At 69.0% G+C, this 18,528-nt stretch carries 15 protein-coding genes and 2 pseudogenes; 9 read left to right on the top strand and 8 right to left on the bottom strand.

Going from position 1 to position 18,528, the window contains the following annotated elements; genetic code table 11:
- Positions 1–5 precede the first annotated feature (5 nt).
- The 4 genes and pseudogenes from FPZ41_RS01610 (at position 6) to FPZ41_RS01620 (ending at position 4,703) form a co-directional block, all read left to right on the top strand.
- Positions 6–983: a ferric reductase-like transmembrane domain-containing protein gene (locus tag FPZ41_RS01610; RefSeq protein ID WP_152858153.1), complete on the top strand. Its 978-nt coding sequence runs from the start codon at positions 6–8 to the stop codon at positions 981–983.
- 266 nt (positions 984–1,249) lie between these two features.
- A pseudogene (locus FPZ41_RS47790) lies at positions 1,250–1,324 on the top strand (SHOCT domain-containing protein); the annotation flags it as partial.
- A gap of 95 nt (positions 1,325–1,419) precedes the next feature.
- Positions 1,420–2,145, top strand: a complete 726-nt coding sequence (locus FPZ41_RS01615; RefSeq protein ID WP_152858342.1) for an ABC transporter ATP-binding protein — start codon at positions 1,420–1,422, stop codon at positions 2,143–2,145.
- Complete coding sequence (locus FPZ41_RS01620; RefSeq protein WP_322619705.1) at positions 2,142–4,703, top strand: ABC transporter permease; 2,562 nt, start codon at positions 2,142–2,144, stop codon at positions 4,701–4,703. Before FPZ41_RS01615 ends, FPZ41_RS01620 begins: the two co-directional genes overlap by 4 nt.
- Before the next feature lie 131 nt (positions 4,704–4,834).
- Here the strand turns inward: FPZ41_RS01620 and FPZ41_RS50125 are convergent.
- Positions 4,835–5,005, bottom strand: a pseudogene (locus FPZ41_RS50125) (phosphotransferase); the annotation flags it as partial.
- Positions 5,002–5,640: a TetR/AcrR family transcriptional regulator gene (locus FPZ41_RS01630; protein WP_152858155.1), complete on the bottom strand. Its 639-nt coding sequence runs from the start codon at positions 5,638–5,640 to the stop codon at positions 5,002–5,004. The gene FPZ41_RS01630 and the pseudogene FPZ41_RS50125, both read right to left, overlap by 4 nt.
- A gap of 168 nt (positions 5,641–5,808) precedes the next feature.
- Between FPZ41_RS01630 and FPZ41_RS01635 the strand changes: the two genes are divergently transcribed.
- The gene (locus FPZ41_RS01635; protein WP_322619706.1) at positions 5,809–8,169 is read left to right on the top strand and encodes an MMPL family transporter; all 2,361 of its coding nucleotides are present in this window, start codon (positions 5,809–5,811) and stop codon (positions 8,167–8,169) included.
- A 219-nt stretch (positions 8,170–8,388) separates the two neighbouring features.
- On the opposite strand, the gene FPZ41_RS01640 is transcribed toward FPZ41_RS01635, so the two are convergent.
- The gene (locus FPZ41_RS01640; RefSeq protein WP_152858157.1) at positions 8,389–9,537 is read right to left on the bottom strand and encodes an ROK family transcriptional regulator; all 1,149 of its coding nucleotides are present in this window, start codon (positions 9,535–9,537) and stop codon (positions 8,389–8,391) included.
- Between the two features lie 87 nt (positions 9,538–9,624).
- Here FPZ41_RS01640 and FPZ41_RS01645 point away from each other — a divergent pair, with 87 nt between their 5' ends.
- A complete protein-coding gene (locus tag FPZ41_RS01645) occupies positions 9,625–10,917 on the top strand; it encodes a DUF1479 domain-containing protein (RefSeq protein ID WP_152858159.1) in 1,293 nt (430 codons plus the stop codon).
- 356 nt (positions 10,918–11,273) lie between these two features.
- Here FPZ41_RS01645 and FPZ41_RS01650 read toward each other — a convergent pair whose 3' ends face one another.
- The 5 genes from FPZ41_RS01650 to FPZ41_RS01670 all read right to left on the bottom strand — a co-directional run bounded on the left by FPZ41_RS01650 (position 11,274) and on the right by FPZ41_RS01670 (position 14,989).
- Entirely contained in the window at positions 11,274–12,014 is a 741-nt protein-coding gene (locus FPZ41_RS01650; RefSeq protein ID WP_152858161.1) for a VOC family protein, read from the bottom strand.
- Complete coding sequence (locus tag FPZ41_RS01655) at positions 11,990–12,322, bottom strand: hypothetical protein (RefSeq protein ID WP_152858163.1); 333 nt, start codon at positions 12,320–12,322, stop codon at positions 11,990–11,992. The genes FPZ41_RS01650 and FPZ41_RS01655 overlap by 25 nt, the downstream gene beginning before the upstream one ends.
- 67 nt (positions 12,323–12,389) lie before the next feature.
- The gene (locus tag FPZ41_RS01660; protein WP_322619707.1) at positions 12,390–12,959 is read right to left on the bottom strand and encodes a hypothetical protein; all 570 of its coding nucleotides are present in this window, start codon (positions 12,957–12,959) and stop codon (positions 12,390–12,392) included.
- A 225-nt stretch (positions 12,960–13,184) separates the two neighbouring features.
- Positions 13,185–13,676, bottom strand: a complete 492-nt coding sequence (locus tag FPZ41_RS01665) for a hypothetical protein (protein WP_152858165.1) — start codon at positions 13,674–13,676, stop codon at positions 13,185–13,187.
- 275 nt (positions 13,677–13,951) lie between these two features.
- On the bottom strand, positions 13,952–14,989 hold the full coding sequence (locus FPZ41_RS01670; RefSeq protein ID WP_152858168.1) for a LacI family DNA-binding transcriptional regulator: 1,038 nt from the start codon (positions 14,987–14,989) through the stop codon (positions 13,952–13,954).
- A gap of 359 nt (positions 14,990–15,348) precedes the next feature.
- Between FPZ41_RS01670 and FPZ41_RS01675 the strand changes: the two genes are divergently transcribed.
- The 3 genes from FPZ41_RS01675 (at position 15,349) to FPZ41_RS01685 (ending at position 18,453) form a co-directional block, all read left to right on the top strand.
- Positions 15,349–16,296 (top strand): carbohydrate ABC transporter permease, encoded by a 948-nt coding sequence (locus tag FPZ41_RS01675; protein ID WP_322619708.1) that lies wholly within the window; start codon positions 15,349–15,351, stop codon positions 16,294–16,296.
- Positions 16,293–17,114: a carbohydrate ABC transporter permease gene (locus FPZ41_RS01680; protein WP_152858172.1), complete on the top strand. Its 822-nt coding sequence runs from the start codon at positions 16,293–16,295 to the stop codon at positions 17,112–17,114. Before FPZ41_RS01675 ends, FPZ41_RS01680 begins: the two co-directional genes overlap by 4 nt.
- A 73-nt stretch (positions 17,115–17,187) precedes the next feature.
- Entirely contained in the window at positions 17,188–18,453 is a 1,266-nt protein-coding gene (locus FPZ41_RS01685; RefSeq protein ID WP_152858174.1) for an ABC transporter substrate-binding protein, read from the top strand.
- The last annotated feature ends 75 nt before the right edge of the window (positions 18,454–18,528 follow it).

Consider the following 18,528-nt stretch of genomic DNA (forward strand, 5'->3'; position numbering starts at 1 on the left):
GCACGATGACGTCATTACCAGCGCAACCCGCCTCCGAACCGGCCGACGCCCCCGCCGACACCGGTGACCGACAGCAACGGCGCCCCACTCTGCGATCCGACCTGCGCGTCTCCCTACCCGACGGCCTCATCGCGCTGGTCGTGACCGCCGCCGTCTTCGCTCTCCTCTACGCCCGCATCCGCGCCGAGACCTCCTCGACCGTCTCCGTCATGCCGTTCATGGCCGACGAGGGCGAGTTCTGGATGTACTTCCTCAGCCAGGCGTTCGGCTGGTCCGCCCTGCTGTGGGCCTGGATCACCGTCGTCCTCGGACTCCTCCTCTCCGGCTCCCGCCCTTCGTGGTTGCGGCTGCCCGGCCAGCGCCTCGAACGCCTTCACCGCACCACCAGCCTCAACACCATCGCCCTCATCGCCGCGCACGCACTGCTGTTCGCCGGTCAACTGGTGCGCTCCGACACCGCACGCTGGTACTCCGCGATCGGCACGGCCTTCGTGGAGACCTTCGTCCCCGGCGGCTACGACTCGGGCACCGGCCAGCTGGCCATCCCCCTCGGGCAGGCCGCCCTCTATCTGGCCATCCCCCTGGGCCTGCTCTTCTACGTCAGGCACCGCATCGGCCCCAGAACCTGGCGCGTCCTGCACCGCTTCGTCATCGCCGTGTACATCCTGAGCGTCTGGCACACCCTCCTCTACGGCACGAACGTCTGGTACGACGGCTGGTTCCGCACCGCGATCTGGCTGCTCCAACTCCCCATCGCCGCACTCCTCCTACTACGTCTGCTGCAGCCGGCCCGGCGCTCGGAGAAACTGCGCGGCCCTCGCACCCACACCGGCTCGCCGGCGGGGTGGGCCCTGCGCCTGGGGGGCCGCATCGCCGTGGCCGGCACGATCGCCGCCCTGCTCGCTGCGGTCATCAGCGGAAACGACGGCGGCCGCACCATGCCGCCCGAGGACACCTCGTCCAGCCACAACGATCACGGCTGACTCCCCCACGCCCGCGGGGCATGGATCACCTCCCGCACAGTGTCCTCGTCGGCTTGAACCGGCTGTGCGGGCTGCCACGGGGGCGGCCCCCGGGAGAGGCCGGGGGCGCCTCCAAGGAGTAGCGGTCATGCCTGCGCGTACTCCCTGTGAGGTACGCGTACGACCGCTGGCCATACGACGCCCCGGACCCCCTCGTGCGGCCATCCTCGAAGCGGCAACGGAACCCCCTTCCGGCTACTCGGCCGCTATGCGAGGAGAAGAGCGCGATGCAGACCTTGGCGCACTGGGACGGCGGCGGGCCCGGCCCGTGGATCCTGTTCGTTCCCCTCATCCGGGCGGCCGGGTCCGTCCTGGAGGAACCGTTCGGCCGTACGGACAAGGAGGGTGCGCTGTGACCGTCGTGACCACCCCCGGTGGCTCCGCCACCGGTCTGCGCATGGCCGCCCGGGTCGAGCACGCCGTGAAGGTGTACGGCAGCGGCGACACCGAAGTCAGGGCCCTGGACGGGGTGAGCGTCGGCTTCCAGGCCGGCCGCTTCACCGCGATCATGGGGCCATCGGGGTCCGGCAAGTCCACTCTCATGCACTGCGCGGCAGGCCTCGACACGCTCACCTCCGGCTCCGCCCACATCGGCGACTCCGAGCTGAGCGGCCTCGACGACCGCCGCCTCACGCTGCTGCGCCGCGACCGCGTCGGCTTCGTCTTCCAGGCGTTCAACCTGGTCCCGACGCTGACCGTGGCGGAGAACATCACGCTCCCCCTCGACCTGGCGGGCTGTACTGCGGACCGGGAGTGGGTCGACACCCTCATCGAAACCGTCGGTCTGCGGGACCGTCTGCGCCACCGCCCGGCCCAGCTCTCCGGGGGACAGCAGCAACGCGTTGCCGTGGCACGGGCGTTCGCCGGGCGGCCCGATGTCGTCTTCGCGGACGAGCCCACCGGAAACCTCGACTCGCGTTCCGGCGAGGAGGTACTGAACCTCCTCGGTCGGGCGGTGCGCCAGATGGACCGTACGGTCGTCATGGTGACCCACGACCCGGTCGCGGCGGCCCACGCCGACGAGGTCGTCTTCCTCGCCGACGGGCGGCTGGTGGACCGCATGGAGTCCCCGACCGCCGAGGCCGTCCTCGACCGCATGAAGGCCTTCGAGGTGAGGTCGTGAACGCGTCCCTGCGCCTCAGCCTGTCCTCCCTGCGCGCGCACAGGAGGCGCTTCGCCGGCACGTTCATCTCGGTGTTCCTGGGCGTCGCCTTCCTCGCCGGCACCCTTGTCATGGGTGACACGCTGCGCGCGAGTTTCAGCAACCTGTTCGGCGACGCCACCGCCGGCACCGACGCGGTCGTCCGCAGCGCCGACACCATCACCACCCCCGGCGAGAGCCAAGGCGTGAGGCAGCCCGTCGACGTCTCGCTGGTCAAGAGCGTCGAGCGGGTGCCCCAGGTGGCCGCCGCCGAACCCGACATCCAGGGCCGGGGCCAGCTGGTCGGTGCCGACGGCACACCGATCGGCGGCCAGGGCCCGCCCACCACCGCGGGCAACTGGCTCCGGGACACGCGGCTCAACCCCTACCGGCTCGCCGAAGGACGGGCTCCGGCCCGCAGCGGCGAGGTCGTCGTGAACAAGGGCGCCGCCGAGAAGGGCGGCCTGAAGGTCGGTGACACCACGACCCTGCGCACTCCCGACCCCGTCAAGGTCACGATCGTCGGCCTTGCCACCTTCGGCGGCGCGGACGGTATGGGCCAGGCGACCTACACCGGCATGACCCGGGCCGACGCCGAGGAATACCTCACCGCACGGCCCGGCGAGGCGGCGAACATCAAGGTACGTGCCGAGGACGGCGTCAGCCAGCGGCAGCTGGTCGACGCGCTGACACCCGTGCTGCCCAAGGGCATGGAGGCCATCACCGGACAGGAGTCGGCGCAGGAGAACAACGAGACGATCTCCGGCCAGTTCCTCACCCTCTTCACCAACTTCCTGCTGGTCTTCTCCGGCGTCGCGCTCCTCGTCGCGACCTTCTCCATCTACAACACGTTCGCGATCGTCGTCGCCCAACGCACCCGCGAGAACGCCCTGCTGCGGGCCCTGGGCGCCGCGCGCGGCCAGGTCACCGCCGCCACCCTCGTCGAGGCGACCGCCGTCGCCCTCACCGCCTCTGCGCTCGGCCTCGGCGGCGGCATCGGGATCGCGGCCGGGCTGCAGGCGCTCTTCCCGGCCGTCGGATTCCCCTTCCCTGAGGGCGAGTTGGTGGTCAAGGGCACATCGCTGCTGCTTCCACTCGCGGTCGGCGTCGTCGTCTGCCTGGGTTCCGCACTGCTGCCCGCGGCGCGGGCCGGGCGCACCGCGCCGCTGGCCGCGCTGCGTGAGACGGCCGTCGACCAGTCGGGTACGTCCCGGTCACGTGCCGTCGTGGGCGGCGGGCTCGGCGTGCTGGCCGCCGCGAGCACACTGACGGGCGTATGGGTCACCCCGTCCCTGTGGCTCGCCGGTCTCGGTGCGCTGTTCGCCCTCGCCGCCTTCGTCGTGCTCGGCCCGGTGGCCTCACGGGCGGCGGTCCGGGCCCTCGGCGCACCACTCGACCGGCTCCGCGGCATCACCGGCGGCCTCGCCCGCCGCAACGCGCTGCGCAGCCCCCGGCGGACCGCGGCCACCGCGAGCGCACTGATGATCGGGGTCACGGTCGTCTCCCTCTTCACGGTTTTCGCCGCATCGCTGAAGACCACCATGGACCAGACCGTCTCGCGGTCCTTCGCGGGTGACATCGCCGTCAGCGCGCCTTCGTTCGGCGCGGGCGGCAGCGGACTCAGCCCCAAGCTCGCCCCCGCGATCGCCGAGCAGCCCGGGGTGCGCTACGCCGTCGGCCTGGGCAGCGGCGTCGCCGACGTCAACGGCGGAGGACGGGCGCTCACCATCACCGACCCTGCCACCCTCGGCAAGGTCCTCGACCTGGGCCCGGTCGACGGCACGCTCCAGCACCTCGGCACCGACGGCATCGCCGTCAGCCGCAAGGCCGCCGACCAGCAGCACCTCACCGTCGGCTCCACCGCCCGGCTCGCCTTCACCGACGGCACCAAGCCGTCCTTCACCGTCCGCGCGGTCTACGACCAGTCGGAACTCGTGGGCAACTACGTCATCACCCGTTCCGCCTGGGCGCCGCACCGCACCCAGGACTCCGACACCCTCGTCGCCGTCACCTTCGACCCCGGAGTGAGCGCGGCCGAAGGCAAGGCCACGGTGGAGCGGGTCGCCGCCCAGTACGGCAAGCCATCGGTGCAGACCCGCTCCGAGTACGCCGAGTCGTCGGCGAGCGGCATCGACATGATGCTCACCCTCGTCTACGCGCTGCTCGCGCTCGCGGTGTTCATCGCCCTGCTCGGCATCGCCAACACCCTTACGCTCGCCCTGCACGAACGCACCCGTGAACTCGGCCTGTTGCGGGCCGTCGGCCAGACCAGGCCCCAGTTGAGGGCGATGGTCCGCTGGGAGTCGGTCCTGGTCGCCGCCTTCGGCACCGCGGGTGGCCTGCTGCTCGGCGCCTTCCTGGGCTGGGTACTCGTCCGCGCCGCCGGCGGAGCCTCCGACACCGGGTTCACCTTCACGCTTCCCCCCGTCAACCTCGCAGCGGTCGCCCTGGTCGGCCTCGCGGCCGGTGCCCTGGCAGGACTGCGCCCGGCCCGGCGCGCGGCACGCCTGAACGTCCTCCGCGCCATAGCCATGGAGTGACAGCGGGACGCGCTTCCCGCGCGGACGGGCGCGGGGCGGGCGGCTGCCCCGCGCCCGTCCGCGCGGGGCAGGACGACCTGACCTCTGCCGAACCCCTTGAGGAACTGGCGGAACGCGTCGTCCCCCGCCATTGCGTCCCCCCAGTCGATCAGACCCAGGAGGCGCCCCTGGTCGTCCCAGACGTGCTTGGGCATCAAGTCGCCGTGCAGCAGGACTCCTTGATCAACACTGGTCTTCGTGAGGCTTGATGCGCCGCCGGCTGTTCTTCCGGGCAGCCTGCGGGGCAGCGGCCGTGCGGTCAGGTGCGTGCCACGTTGCTGAGCGCCACGCGCAGATCGTCCCCGTCAGGGTGCAGCGAGGGTAGGGGAGTTGCGTTGGCGGGGTTGAGTGCGTCGAAGAGCAGGGCGACGAAGCGGGCGCGCAGGGAGGGCGTGGTGCCGGGAAGCGCGAGGCCCGCTATGGCCATGACGAGGAAGCGCGGAATGTCTTCCGCGGTGAGATCCGGCCGGATCTCGCCCTGTTGCTGAGCGCGCAGAAGCAACGGGTACAACGAGTCGCTGAAGCGCTGCAGGGCGTCCACCGCGACGTCGGCGAAATTGCCGACGAAACTGACCAGCCCCTTCTCCTGAGCGATCAAGTCGAGCAGGTGGGTGGCGATGCTCTGGAGGGACTGGCGGGGATGCGGTGCGTCGGCGGCACCCTCAATGAGGGGAAGCAGGTCGGTTTCGAGGATGTCGTCGAGGACAGCCCGAACGATGGCCTCCCGGTTGGGGAAGTGGCGGTAGAGGGTGGCGATGCCTACGCCGGCCGCGGCAGCGATCTGCTCCAGGGAGGCGTCACCCGTACCGAGGACGGACCGTCCGGCTGCGGTGATGCGCTCCACGCTGGAGCGGGCGTCGACCCGGCGCCGGGGGGCGCGGTCCTTGGCGGTAGCCATCTGTGGCTCCTTCCTGCTCTGCGACGAAGGCTATCCGTCTCCTGGTCCTCACCTTCAAGAGCACCCTATCGGTTTGATAGTACCCTATCGGTTTGATAGTAGTCTCTCGCTTCGTGTTCTCCATGCCCCGCCGGGGCGCTCGGAGACACATCGAGAGGGGAGAGGACCGTGTCTGTTCTGCTGTACCGGCTGGGAAGGTTCGCCTATGGCAAACCCTGGCTCGTCATCGCTGGTTGGCTGGCCGCGATGGCTTGCGTTGTGGGGCTTCTGGCGGCCAGTCCGGTCAAGCTGAGCAATGAGGTGAGGATCGACGGCACTCCGTCCCAGCAGGTCATCGACGATCTGACCGCCTCCCTGCCGGAAGCGTCCGGAGGCCAGGGGATGCTCGTCTTCAAGGCACCCCATGACGCCCGCATCGGCGACACCGAGGTCCAGAGCGCACTGCTGGCCGCCGTGGACGCGGTCTACCGCCACGACCATGTCATCGATCCGCGCAAGGCCCTCGCGGAGGAAGTGGCCAAGGGTGACGGCAGCCCGCTGCTGCGGGCCCAGGTAGCGGTGGCCGGGGCGGCCGGCCGGACCGCCTCCGGGGAAGCGCCCCTCTCGTTGCTGGCGAAGGGTCAGCCGGTGCCCGGGGTCGTCGTGTCCGCCGACGGTTCGGCGGCCCTGATGCAGTTCCAGTTCGAGGAGCAGACCTACGAACTTCCCTCCGGGACCATAGAGAGCACCGTCAAGGCCGCCGAGCGGCAGGCCGCCCGTGGCGGCCTCGAGGTCCTGCCGTCGGCGTCGATGATGGAGATCCCGGACATCGTCGGCGTTGGGGAGATCGTCGGTGTCGTCGTCGCGGCCATCGTCCTGCTGGTCACCCTGGGGTCGGTCGTGGCGGCGGGCCTGCCGCTGGTCATCGCCCTGGTCGGCGTCACGGTGGGCGTGGGCGGCGCCTTCGCGCTCTCCACCGTCTTCGAGATCCATTCCCTGGCTGCGGTCCTGGCCCTGATGCTGGGGCTGGCCGTCGGCATCGACTACGCCCTGTTCATCGTCAACCGGGAACGCAGGCTGATCCTCGAAGACGGCCTCGACGCGCACGAGGCGACCAGCCGTGCCGTGGGCACCGCCGGAACCGCGGTCTTCTTCGCCGGCAGCACCGTCATCATCGCCCTGGCCGGGCTGCTGGTCGTAGGGATCACCCTGCTCAGCACCATGGCCGTCATCGCCGCCGCCACCATCGCGGTCACCGTCCTGCTCGTCCTGACCCTGCTTCCGGCACTGCTCGGACTGGTCAAGGAGGGCATCTGCCCCGACCGCGCCCGGCGCCGGGCACAGCGACAGTCGACCACCGCCGACCGTGTCGGCCCGCGGACGGCCCGCTGGGGAGCGCGGCTGGTCCGCCACAAGTACTCGGCGCTCGCAGCCGCGGTCCTGATCCCCGCGGTCCTCGCGATACCCGCTGCCGATATGCGGATGGGACTGCCCTCCGGCGCCAGCTACAACACCGGAACGATGCAGCGCCAGGGCTACGACCTGGTCAGCGACGCCTTCGGACCTGGCTACAACGGCCCGCTCATGATCGCCGTCAACTCCACCACGAAGGGGCGACCGCTCACCCCCACGTCCCTCGCCGCAGTCGCCTCCGACCTCACGAAGATCAAGGGCGCGACCTCGGTGTCACTGGCCGGCATGAACAGCACCGGCACTACGGCCATCCTCACCCTCGTCCCCGACAGCGGCCCCAACGACGACGCCACCAAGGACCTCGTCACCGCCGTACGGGACACAAGCACACAGATCAGCGAAGGCCGCAGCGCCACCGTCGGCATCACCGGCTTCACCGCCCTCGCCATCGACGTCTCCGACCGGCTCGCCGACGTCCTGCCCCTCTACGTGGCCGTCGTGCTGGGACTCTCCCTGATCGTGCTGCTCCTGGTCTTCCGTTCTGTCATGGTCCCCGTGACGGCGACGGTCGGCTTCGTGCTGACCATCGCCGCGACCTTCGGCCTCACCACAGCCGTCTTCCAATGGGGCTGGCTGCAGGGCCTGATAGGGCTGGATGCCACCGCTCCCGTCGTGAGCCTGCTGCCCATCATCATCACCGGCGTGCTGTACGGGCTCGCCATGGACTACCAGATGTTCCTGGTGACCTCAATGCGCGAAGCACACATCCACGGTGACGCTCCGTCGGTTGCGACTGTCGTCGGCTTCTCGCGTGCAAGTGGCGTTGTCGTGGCGGCGGCCACCATCATGGTTTCCGTCTTCGCCGGGTTCGTCTTCAATGCCCAACCCATGATCAAACAAGCCGGGTTCGCCCTGGCCGCGGGCATCCTCATCGACGCCTTCGTGATCCGCCTGACGCTCGTCCCGGTCACCATGGCACTCGCCCGGGAGAAAGCCTGGTGGCTCCCCGCCTCGCTCGACCGCCTCCTGCCGAACCTGGACGTCGAGGGCGACACACTCGCACAGAGGATTCCGCTCCCTCGACCCGCAGCAGCCGAGTCACGGACCACTGGGCGGAAGACCGGCATCAACGCATGACCCGTAACCCCCAGCCCTGCAACCCGCATCCTTGAGGTGGATCACTGCTCCTCAGCGAGTGAACCCTTGCTGAGGAGCACTCCCGCAGGTCCCGTCAGGGGCGCGGGGCCGGCGCGTGCGCGGTGTCCGTGCCGTGCCGGCGACTTGCTGCACCGGCCGAGGATGTTGGCTACGCGCTCCCGGCGCCGTTCTGTGACGTTCTATGCCGTTCTGCGTCGTTCAGGTCGCATCGCTCGGCAGCGGGGCAGCTGAGCGGACGATGAGAGAGCGCAACTCCTCGACCGCCCGGGCACGGGCGCCGACCAACTCGGGGCTGGTGAGGGTCGCGGCAACGACCGGGACGGGGCGAGGAGTTCGGGCAAACTGCTCACTCACCGCCGCAGCGATACCGGCCCGGCCTCCCCACTCGCCCCCCAGGATGACCATGCGAGGGTCGGCCAGGGCCACCGCGGCCGACAGGACACCGCCGACAGCTCGCGCGAGTACGGCACGCAGCTGCGCTGCCTCGTCATCGTCGGCGGCGAGTCTGGCCGTGAGGGTGGCGGTGTCGATGGCGGTCGAGGCAGGGCGGCGCAGGCCCAGAGCCGCGAAGACGTCGGTGAACATCATGGCCGTTCCGCCCGGGCCCACGGTCCACAGGTGAGCGATCTCGCCCACCAGGCCGTGGTGGCCGCGCCGGACCGTTCCGTCGTTGACGACGGCGCAGCCGAGACCCTCGCCGAGATGGAGATGGACGAAGTCCGCGACTCCGGCCGCGCACCCCTGGTGGTGCTCCGCGCGGGCCGCCCAGTTGACGTCGTTGTCGACGAACACGGCTCCCTGTACATGCGGAGCCAGGACCGTCGGCGGGTCCAAGTCGCCGACCAGGAACGGCGCATCGGGCAGGTGCACGAGCCGGCCGGTGTCGCGGTCCACGGGGTCGGCTGCGCTGACCACGGCGGTGCGGAACGTGACCGGAGACGCGGCGGCGAGTTCGTCGACGGCAGATGCCAGGGCGAGGGCGGCCTGCTGGGGGCCGTCGTTGTGGCCGAGGCCGCTGTGTGACCGGGCCAGGACGGTGCCGTGGGCGTCGACGGCTTCCGCTGTGACTCCGTGGGGGGTGATGCCGGCCACCAGTGCGGCGCCGACGCTCGCTGCGAGTGCGTAGTAGGAGCCCACACGTCCCCGGCCTGTGGTGCGCTCTCCGGTGTCGGCGACCAGGCCGGATGCGCTCAGGCGCAGGACGCTGTCGGAGATGGTGGGCCTGGAGATCCCGGTGCGCGCCGCGATCTCGGCACGGGTGAGCCGGGGATGGTCCATGAGTGTACGCAGCACGTTTTCGTCGGTGAGGGCGCGAAGCATCTCCAGCGACGGTTTCGACGGTGCCATGCCCGCATTCTAGTTAGGAGTGTTGCGCAAAGCCGCGCCGCGCTCTAGCTTCAATCTAGTAAGGAGTCCTAACCAAAGGAGTCAGTGATGACGCGCGCCTCTGAGCCGCACACCACCGCCCTGCCTCACTGGGAAGACCCCCCGTCCGACCTCGCGGCTGCCATCCGAGAGATCAAGCCCGTTCTGCGAGCCCGCATCGAAGCCTCCGGTCGGTCCGCCGAGGAGGTCTTCGCCGCCGTCGAGTGCCGGATCGAGACCCGCATCGCCGAAATCGACGCCGACCGCGCGCGGGGCGAAGAGCTGTGGCCCGTCCTGGACTACGACGCGATCGCCGACGGCACCGTGACGCCGGCCCAGATGGCCAAGCTCAAGAAGCGAGGCTGCCTGGTCGTCCGAGGGCACTTCCCACGCGAGCAGGCACTGGCCTGGGACGCCGGCATCGTCGACTACGTGGAACGCAACGAGTTCTTCGAGAACTACCGCGGCCCCGGTGACGACTTCTTCGGCAGTGTCGGCTCCAAGCCCGAGATCTACCCCGTCTACTGGTCACACGCCCAGATGCAGGCCCGCCAGTCCGACCGCATGGCCACCGTCCAGTCCTTCCTCAACTCCTTCTGGAGGCACACCGGCGACGACGGCACCCAGTGGTTCGACCCCGACCGCGACGCGCTGTATCCCGACCGCATCCGGCGCCGCCCCCCGGGCACCGACTCGGCCGGCCTCGGCACCCACTGCGACCCCGGCACCCTCGACCTGTGGATGACCGAGGAATACCAGAAGGCGTTCCGCCACCTCTTCGGCGGCACCGTGGAGCAGTACGACCCCTGGGACGCAGCCCACCGCACCACCGGCCCGCAGTACCCCGGCTCCACCATGTGCTCCGCGTTCCGCACCTTCCAGGGCTGGACCGCCCTGTCCGACATGGACGCCGACCAGGGCGTCCTGCACACGGTGCCCATCCCCGAGATCATGGCCTACCTCCTGCTGCGCCCCCTCCTGCCGGACGTCCCCGAAGACTCCATGTGCGGCGTGCGCACCCACCAGGTCTTCCCTGTCACCAAGCGCTGGCACCCCACGCTCTACCACGCCCTCACCCCGATCCCCGACGTACGGGCCGGCGACTCGGTCTGGTGGCACTGCGACATGGTCCACAGCGTCGCCCCGGTCGAAAACCAGCAGGGCTGGGGCAACGTCATGTACATCCCCGCCGCCCCCTGGTGCGCCCGCAACGAGCGCTACGCCGCAGAGGTCCGCGAAGCCTTCGTGACCGGCTCCAGCCCCAGCGACTTCCCCGCCGAACACTACGAGCGCACCTGGACCGACCGCTTCACGACCGAGAACCTCAACGAGACCGGCCGCCGCGGCCTGGACCTCGTCTGACGGGACCCGCAGGCCCTGTCCGTTGCTGCCCAAGCCGGGGCCGAAGCAGGCGGAAGACGGGCCACGGGTGCCGGACCTTCCTCTTCCCGTCACCTGCGCGGTCAGCGGTCCCGAGACAGGGCGAGCAGCTCGCCGAACAGGCCATGGGCGCCGACGAGTTCGTCGTACGTGCACTGACAGGCGCGGAGACCTTGAGGAACGGATGGAGCAGCTCGAAGCAGTTCGGGCCGCCAAGAGGGAACTGACCCGCGCCTTGAACCAACCTCATTCCGGGCGGCCATGAAGTGACTTGGCGCTTCGGCTGTCGAGTTGACTGTTGTGGGCGACGAGCGAGCTGATCTCGTCAAGGCTCCGTGTCAGGGCAGGGCGAGGACGCAGAACTCGTGCCCCTCCGGGTCGGCCAGACACGTCCACGGGACGTCGCCCTGGCCGAGGTCGAGGTCGGTGGCGCCGAGGGCTCGCAGCCGGACCACCTCCGCTTCCTTGTCGTCACCGGGGTACGGCAGCAGGTCAAGATGGACGCGGTCCGGCACGGTCTTCACGCCGGGCGTGCGGAGGAACTCGAGATAAGGGCCGACGCCCTTGGCGGAGCGCAACACCGCATGATCGTCGGTCACCTCGTGCAGGGTCCAGTCCATCGCCTCACTCCAGAACCGGGCCACGGCCCGCGGATCCGCGCAGTCGACTACCACCGCGGCGATCGGCCCGGTGCCCCGGTAGATCTCCCGAGGCTCCAGCACGCAGAACTCGTTGCCCTCCGGGTCGGCGAGGACCGTCCACGGCACGTCGCCCTGGCCCACGTGGGCGGGCGTCGCACCGAGAGCCTGAAGGCGCGCGACCAACTCCGCCTGATGGGCCGTCGAGGTGGTGGCGAGATCGAGGTGCACACGGTTCTTTGTCGTGGTCTTGGGTTCCGGGACGGGAACGACGTCGATGCAGACGGCGACCGGGTCCGGCCATACGAGGCCGCCGACGGGTCCGACGTAGGTGGTCACGCCGGGGCTGTAAGCACTCCAGCCGAGCGCCTCCGCCCAGAACCGGCCGACCGCCGAGCTATCAAGAGCCTTTATGTTCACCTGAACAGGTCGCAGCGCCATGCCGGCGATCCTAGGCGCCCGCTCTGCAACGACATCCGCAGATACCGTCGCCAAACAGGGATCAACTCTCTGACCAACGCAATGCTCAGCGCGCCAACCAGAGCGCTCAGCCCCGCCAGGCCCGCAGCCGTCGTCACCACGGCCAGGGCGGGCAGGGCGGTCTGCAGGCGTTCGGGCACGGTGCCGGTGGCGAGGTTGTGTGTCATCGCCTGAGCGGTGAACGCGAGGACGACGGCGGCCGCGAAGCCGGTGAGCAACTGGCAGACGAGGAGCAGCACGACGCCCGGCTTGTCGACGGCCCACGCCATCCGCGCTGTGTGCCCGAGTACGGAGGGAAAGCATCAGTCACAGAACCAGGATCAGTCCTGCACACCGTTACGGCGGCAATACGCGGACGGCGCTCCGCCCGGCCATGGCTTCCGCTTCTTGGGTGTCATGGGCACTGCGGTGGACCACGAGGTTTCCCAGATCGCGGGACAGCTGTGCGACGAGGGCGGTGACGCCATCCTCCCAGTCAGCCGTCGCAGCGGCCGGGGCAACGATGATCAGCTCGAGTACATCCGCAGGATGGGAGGCCGTTCCTTCGATCACCGGGCCGTTCAGCGCGAGGAAGTCCGGTGCTGGGCGGAGGTGGGCTTGCGCCTGTTCGCTGACCGCGTCGACGATGCGGTCGCGCAGATCTGTCAGCTGACGCAGAGCATCCCAGGCGATGTGCCGTACGACGAGACGTACGGCTTCCCCTTTGCCTCTGGGGGCGATGAGGCCGAGTATGCCGAGGCGGAAGAGCGCTGCCTCCAGTTGGGTGGGCGTCACTGCAGCGGCCTTGGACAACTCGTTGAGCGTCAGCGACCTCTCTGGATCGGCGGTGTGGTGATCGACGAGGGCAGTGAGGAGCCGGCCGGACGTACCGGGGAACAGGGCGGACAGAGGGGTCCGGAAGTTCACGGCGCCTCCTGACCGTCGAGAGTTGGCGAATCCCACGGCAACTCGCCGGCGACGGCCGGGTTCAGCGCTGCTCTGGACACGCGAAACGCTCCGCTTCTGTGAAGGGTCAAGGGTGAAGGGTTCGGCCACACGGCAGGAGACAAGGGGGTCTCGCCGGCTTCGCAGGCAGGTGGCATCGACGACGAAGCCGACGAGAGTCTGAGGCGGGATTCTGATCTGTGGACGTTACGGGGCGAGTGGTCGGATGCCGAGAGGTTGATCGTTCACGAGCGCGGTGACGGTCTCGTGGAACGCCCTGAGAACATCGAGGAATCCGTCCCTGCCCCAGAGCGCGAGACCCAGAACGGCGAGGAATACGGCCGTCATGTGTACTGCCCCCGCGAGGTCTCGGCCCGACAACGTGCGCAGGGCCGACTGGTCCCCGCGGGCCCACGCCCGCGCTGCCTCGGCGACGGTGAACTCGTAGTGGGGCGGGGCTGCGGCGGCGACTTCGTCGGCATGCCGAACCAGGTGGTCCAGCTTCCACCGCTCGCCGGTCAACTCCATGATGCTGATGGTGGAGCGCAGCAGACCACTCAGCACGGCATACACCTTGATCCAGTTGCCGGCGTCCAGACCGGCCAGCGCGTCTTGCACCGCGATGGCGTCGTGGTCCGCGTAGCCCCGGACAACGTCCATCGCGCGGTCGCGGGAGGTCTTCTCCGCTTCGTCGCTCATGTGGCTGACAGTAATGACTCGATGAGCGGCGGGAATCGGTCTCTTGGCGCAACGCGCATCGGAAGAAAGCACTAAGACCATGATCACTTCCGTGGACAAGAGCGTTGCCGCAGCTCTCGCTGACGTCGTCGACGGCAGGCCACCAGCAGCGCATCGGAGGTGAGCGAACAGGCGCAGACGGTGCTGCACGCCGGAAGCACTGCTCGGGTGGAGGTCGGAGGCGATGCACGAGTCCTGGCGGCGGAACGCGGCTTCCCTGTCCTGGAGTCGCCGGTCTACGCCGGGGGAGGAGCCGTTGTCCGGCGCGGCACCAGAGTGGGCGAGAGCTTGACCTGTACCGGTGCCTTCTTACGGTCGGCGATCCGCTCAAGGAGAAGGCGTGCTGCGTTCCCGCCGATCTCGTGGCCCGCCTGGTCGACACTCGTGAGGGAAATCGGACCGAAGGAGGCGAAGGTGGTGTTGTCGTAACCGGCTACCGAGATGTCACCGGGAACGGACAGCCCGGCTTCGGTGAACGCCTCCAGCACCCCCATGGCAACGATGTCCGCACCGGCGAAGACAGCCGTGGGACGGCGAGGGCGCGCGAGCAGTTTCTTCGCACCCTCGTACCCGCCCTGCTGGGTGTAGCTGGTGGAGACGATGTCGATCTCCTCGGCGAGGCCGAGGGACCGCATGGCACGTCGATAGCCGTCCGCGCGCTGGGCGTTGGGCATCTCCGCGATGCGCGTCGGGTCCGTCTCGTGGTGCTCGATGTGGGCGATCCGGCGGTGCCCGAGGTCGGCGAGGTGACCGACCATCAAGGACGCGCCTGTCACGTCGTCGTCCGTCACGGTGTCGTACACCGGAGAGTGCCCGTGGCGGCCGACGACCACGGTCGGTACGGCGGAGGCGATGCGCTGGAGATGGGCGCGCGGTGAGATCGGCGCGATCAGGATGATGCCGTCCATCCCGCGGTCGATCATGGCCTCCGTGACGCGCGCCTCCTCCTTCTCCCCGTTGCAACCGGGGCCGAGGAAGACCTGGTAGTCGGTGTCCGTGAGCCGGTCGGTGATCCCGTCGAGGATCTCGGGGAAGAAGGGATTGCGGATGTCGGGCAGCATCACGCCGATGGTGTACGTCTGGCCGCGCAGGCCCCGGGCGGCCGCAAGCGGACGGTAGCCCAGCTCGTCGATCGCCCGGCGCACCTTCGCGCGCATCTCGGGACTGGCTCCGTAGGCGTTGCGCAGCACCTTGGAGACCGCGGTCGTGGACACCTGGGCGTGACGCGCGACGTCGACGATCGTGACGCGGCGAGGCTGTGCTGGCGGCTCCATCGCGGTGTCCTCCGGCGAAGTGGGAAACGTTGCCGCAGAGTGTACGGACGGAGCCGTGGCTCAGTAAGGCCACACCACATCAACCCGGATCAGTCGTTGCTGGCCGGGAGGGCGTCCTCGCCGTAACAGGTACGCAGCGTGCGCGGCATCTTGACGTCATGCAGGACGCTCTCTAGGGTCTGGCAGCACCCTTTGGGAAACGTTACCCACGCACAGAAGCCGGAGCCGCGCACCCGGTACCGGACCAGATCCCGAAGATGTGGAAACCGGCTCGCCGCCCGGCGGTGCGAGCCTTCCGAAGCTCTGACATTGCCATGACCGCGCCACCGCTTGAAACGTTTCAAGGAAGGGGTCCGCCTGTGATCCTCGCCCCGCACGAGCACCTGACGGACCACGACCGAACTCCCGGCACCGCGCCGGTGGCCAAGGCACGCCGCACCCGCAACACCCCGCCCTGGTGGTTCGCGCTGCCCGCACTGCTGCTGTTCGCCTTCGTCGTCCTGGTGCCGAGCGCTCGCGGCGTCTACTACGCCTTCACCGACTGGGACGGCCTCGACCCCCACTTCTCCTTCGTCGGACTGGGCAACTTCGCCGACATGTTCATCGACGCCGACGCCAAGCAGGCCATCTGGCACACCCTGCTCATCGCCGTGTCGATCACGGTCGTACAGAACGCGCTGGGCCTGGCGTTGGCCCTCGGGGTCAACACGGCCATCAAGTCCCGCAATGTCCTCCGGGTGTTCCTGTTCGCCCCCGCCGTGATCACCCCGATCGTGACCGCCTATCTCTGGCGCAACCTGCTCGGCCCGGAGGGCGCCGTCAACAGTCTGCTGGGCGCTGTGGGGCTGGACGACTGGCAGCAGGACTGGCTGGGCAGTCCGAGCCTCGCGCTGTGGGCCGTGGTCGGGGTGATCGTGTGGCAGTTCGCGGGCTACTCCATGGTCATCTTCCTCGCCGGGCTGCAGTCGGTACCGAAGGAGATCCATGAGGCCGCGGCGATGGACGGAGCCGGTCCCGCGCGGCGCTTCTGGTCGGTGACCCGGCCGCTGCTGGCGCCGGCGTTCACCATCAACCTGATGCTGTCGATCATCGGCGGGATAAAACTCTTCGACCAGGTGTACGCGCTGACCGGCGGCGGACCGGGGCACGCGACCGACACCATCTCGACGCTGATCTACAAAGACGCCTTCACGCTGGGCGAGTTCGGCTACAGCATCGCCCTCGCGGTGGTCCTGACGATCATCGTGGCGGTCGCGTCCACCGGGCAGTACCTCGTGCTGGCCCGTAACGAGAGGGCAGCGTCATGAACCGCTACCGCCGACGCACTCTCGCCCTGGAACTGACGATGATCGCCGCCGCCCTGTTCGTGGGCTTCCCGGTGTACGTCCTGGTCAACCTCGCGGTACGGCCGACGTCGGACACCTCCTCGCCCATGGCGCCGACCGCCTCGCCGACCCTGGACAACTTCACACAGGCCTGGCAGCAGGGCGCGCTCGGCGGAGCGCTCGCCAACAGCGTGCTGGTGACGGCCTGCAGCGTCGCCATCGTGCTGGCCGTTTCGTCCCTCGCCGCGTATCCGCTGGCCCGCGTCACGGCACGCTGGTCACGGGGAGCGTATCTGCTGGTCCTCCTCGGCCTCGTGCTGCCCTTCCAACTCGCCTCGCTGCCGCTCTACCAGACCATGCGTGACCTGGGTCTGCTCGGCACCCCATGGGCCCTCGTCCTCTTCTACTCCGGTCTGCAGGTGCCGTTCACCGTCTTCCTCTATACCGGCTTCCTGCGCGCCCTGCCTCGCGATTTCGAGGACGCCGCGATGATCGACGGCTGCACACCTCTGCAGGGTTTCCGGTACGTGGTGCTGCCGATGCTCAAGCCCGTCACCGTGACGGCTCTGGTGCTCAACGCGGTCGCCGTGTGGAACGACTTCTTCACCCCGCTGCTGTACCTCAGCGGCAGCGCCCAGCAGACCATGCCGGTCGCGATCGCGGGCTTCGTCGGTCAGTACGTCACCGACTGGAACCTCATCTTCGCCGCCTTGGTGATCAGCATCCTGCCCGTCCTGATCGTCTACTTCCTGCTGCAGCGCAGCATCATCAACGGCTTCGCGGGAGGGCTGCGGGGATGACACGCGACGCCCACGACTCACGCGGCACCCATGACTCACGCACGACCGCGGCCTCTTCTCCCAGGGAGACATCATGAAGACACGCATACCAACGGTCCTGCTGGCCGCGGTGACAGCAACTGCCCTCCTGACCGCCTGCGGCGGCGGCACCAAGGCGGGCGGCTCCGGCGGTGAATCCACGACGTTGACGCTCGCCTCGATCGACCAGGGCTCCGTCGAAGATGTCGTCAAGGCATTCGAAGAGGCCAACCCGGGCGTCAAGGTCCGCTACACCACCAGCAGCGCCGACCAGTACCAGCAGCAGATCCGGACCCAGCTCTCCTCGGGCACCGCACCCGACGTGATGTCGGTCTGGCCGGGCAACGGCAACCCCGGCGCCGTCCACGTCCTGGCCAAGCCGGGTTACCTGCGTGATCTCTCGGACCAGTCCTGGGCCGCCAAGCTGCCCGACGCGATGAAATCCGTCGCCCGGTACGAGGGGAAGACCTACAACGCGGTCTTCGGGCAGAACGGCATCGGCGCCGTCTACAACCAGCAGGCCATGGAAAAGGCCGGACTCACCCCACCTGACACCTGGACCGGGCTCCTGGAGTTCTGCCGGGCCGCGAAGGCCAAGGGAACCGCGGCCTTCGCGCTGGGCAACCAGGACAACTGGGTGACCCAAATCGTCCTGTACGCGCTGGCCGCCACGACCGTCTACGGCGACGACCGCGACTTCGACAAGAAGATGCAGGCGGGACAGGCCACGTTCGCGGAGTCACCCTGGGCCACGGCCCTGGACAAGTACCTGACGATGGAAAGGACCGGCTGCTTCCAGAAGAACCCCCTCGGCACCAACTACGAAGCCGGCCAGCGACTCGCGGCCACGGGCAAGACACTCGGTATCGTCCAGGGGAACTGGATCATCGCCCTCCTGAAGCAGAAGAACCCCAAGGCCACGTTCACCCTCAAGGCCCTGCCTGCCACCGACGACCCGTCCGGGACCATCATCCCGGCCGCCGCGGGTGCCGGCTACGGGGTCAACGCCAAGGCGAAGAACGAAGAGCTGGCGCTGAAGTTCGTGAACTTCGTGATGTCGCCCAAGGGCATGAACCTGTTCGTCAAGAAGCAGGGCGGTCTTCCCTCGCTCCCTGACACGGGCTATGCGGTCGACCCGGCGCTGAGTGAATTCTCCAGGTTCATCAAGGCGGACCGCACGGTGCCGTTCATGGACCAACTGTGGCCCAACGCCAAGGTCCAGCAGACCATGCTCAGCGGGCTCCAGGAGATCTTCAGCGGCCAGTCCACGCCCGACAAGCTCCTCAAGGAAATGGACGCCGACTACAAGGCCGGAAGCTGACCATCGCGCCGTCGGCCGCCTGTGGTGGCCGACGGCACCCCACGATGCACCAATGAAACGTTCCAGTGACCATGG

The sequence above is a fragment of the Streptomyces acidicola genome (assembly GCF_009377235.1).
Classification (GTDB): domain Bacteria; phylum Actinomycetota; class Actinomycetes; order Streptomycetales; family Streptomycetaceae; genus Streptomyces; species Streptomyces acidicola.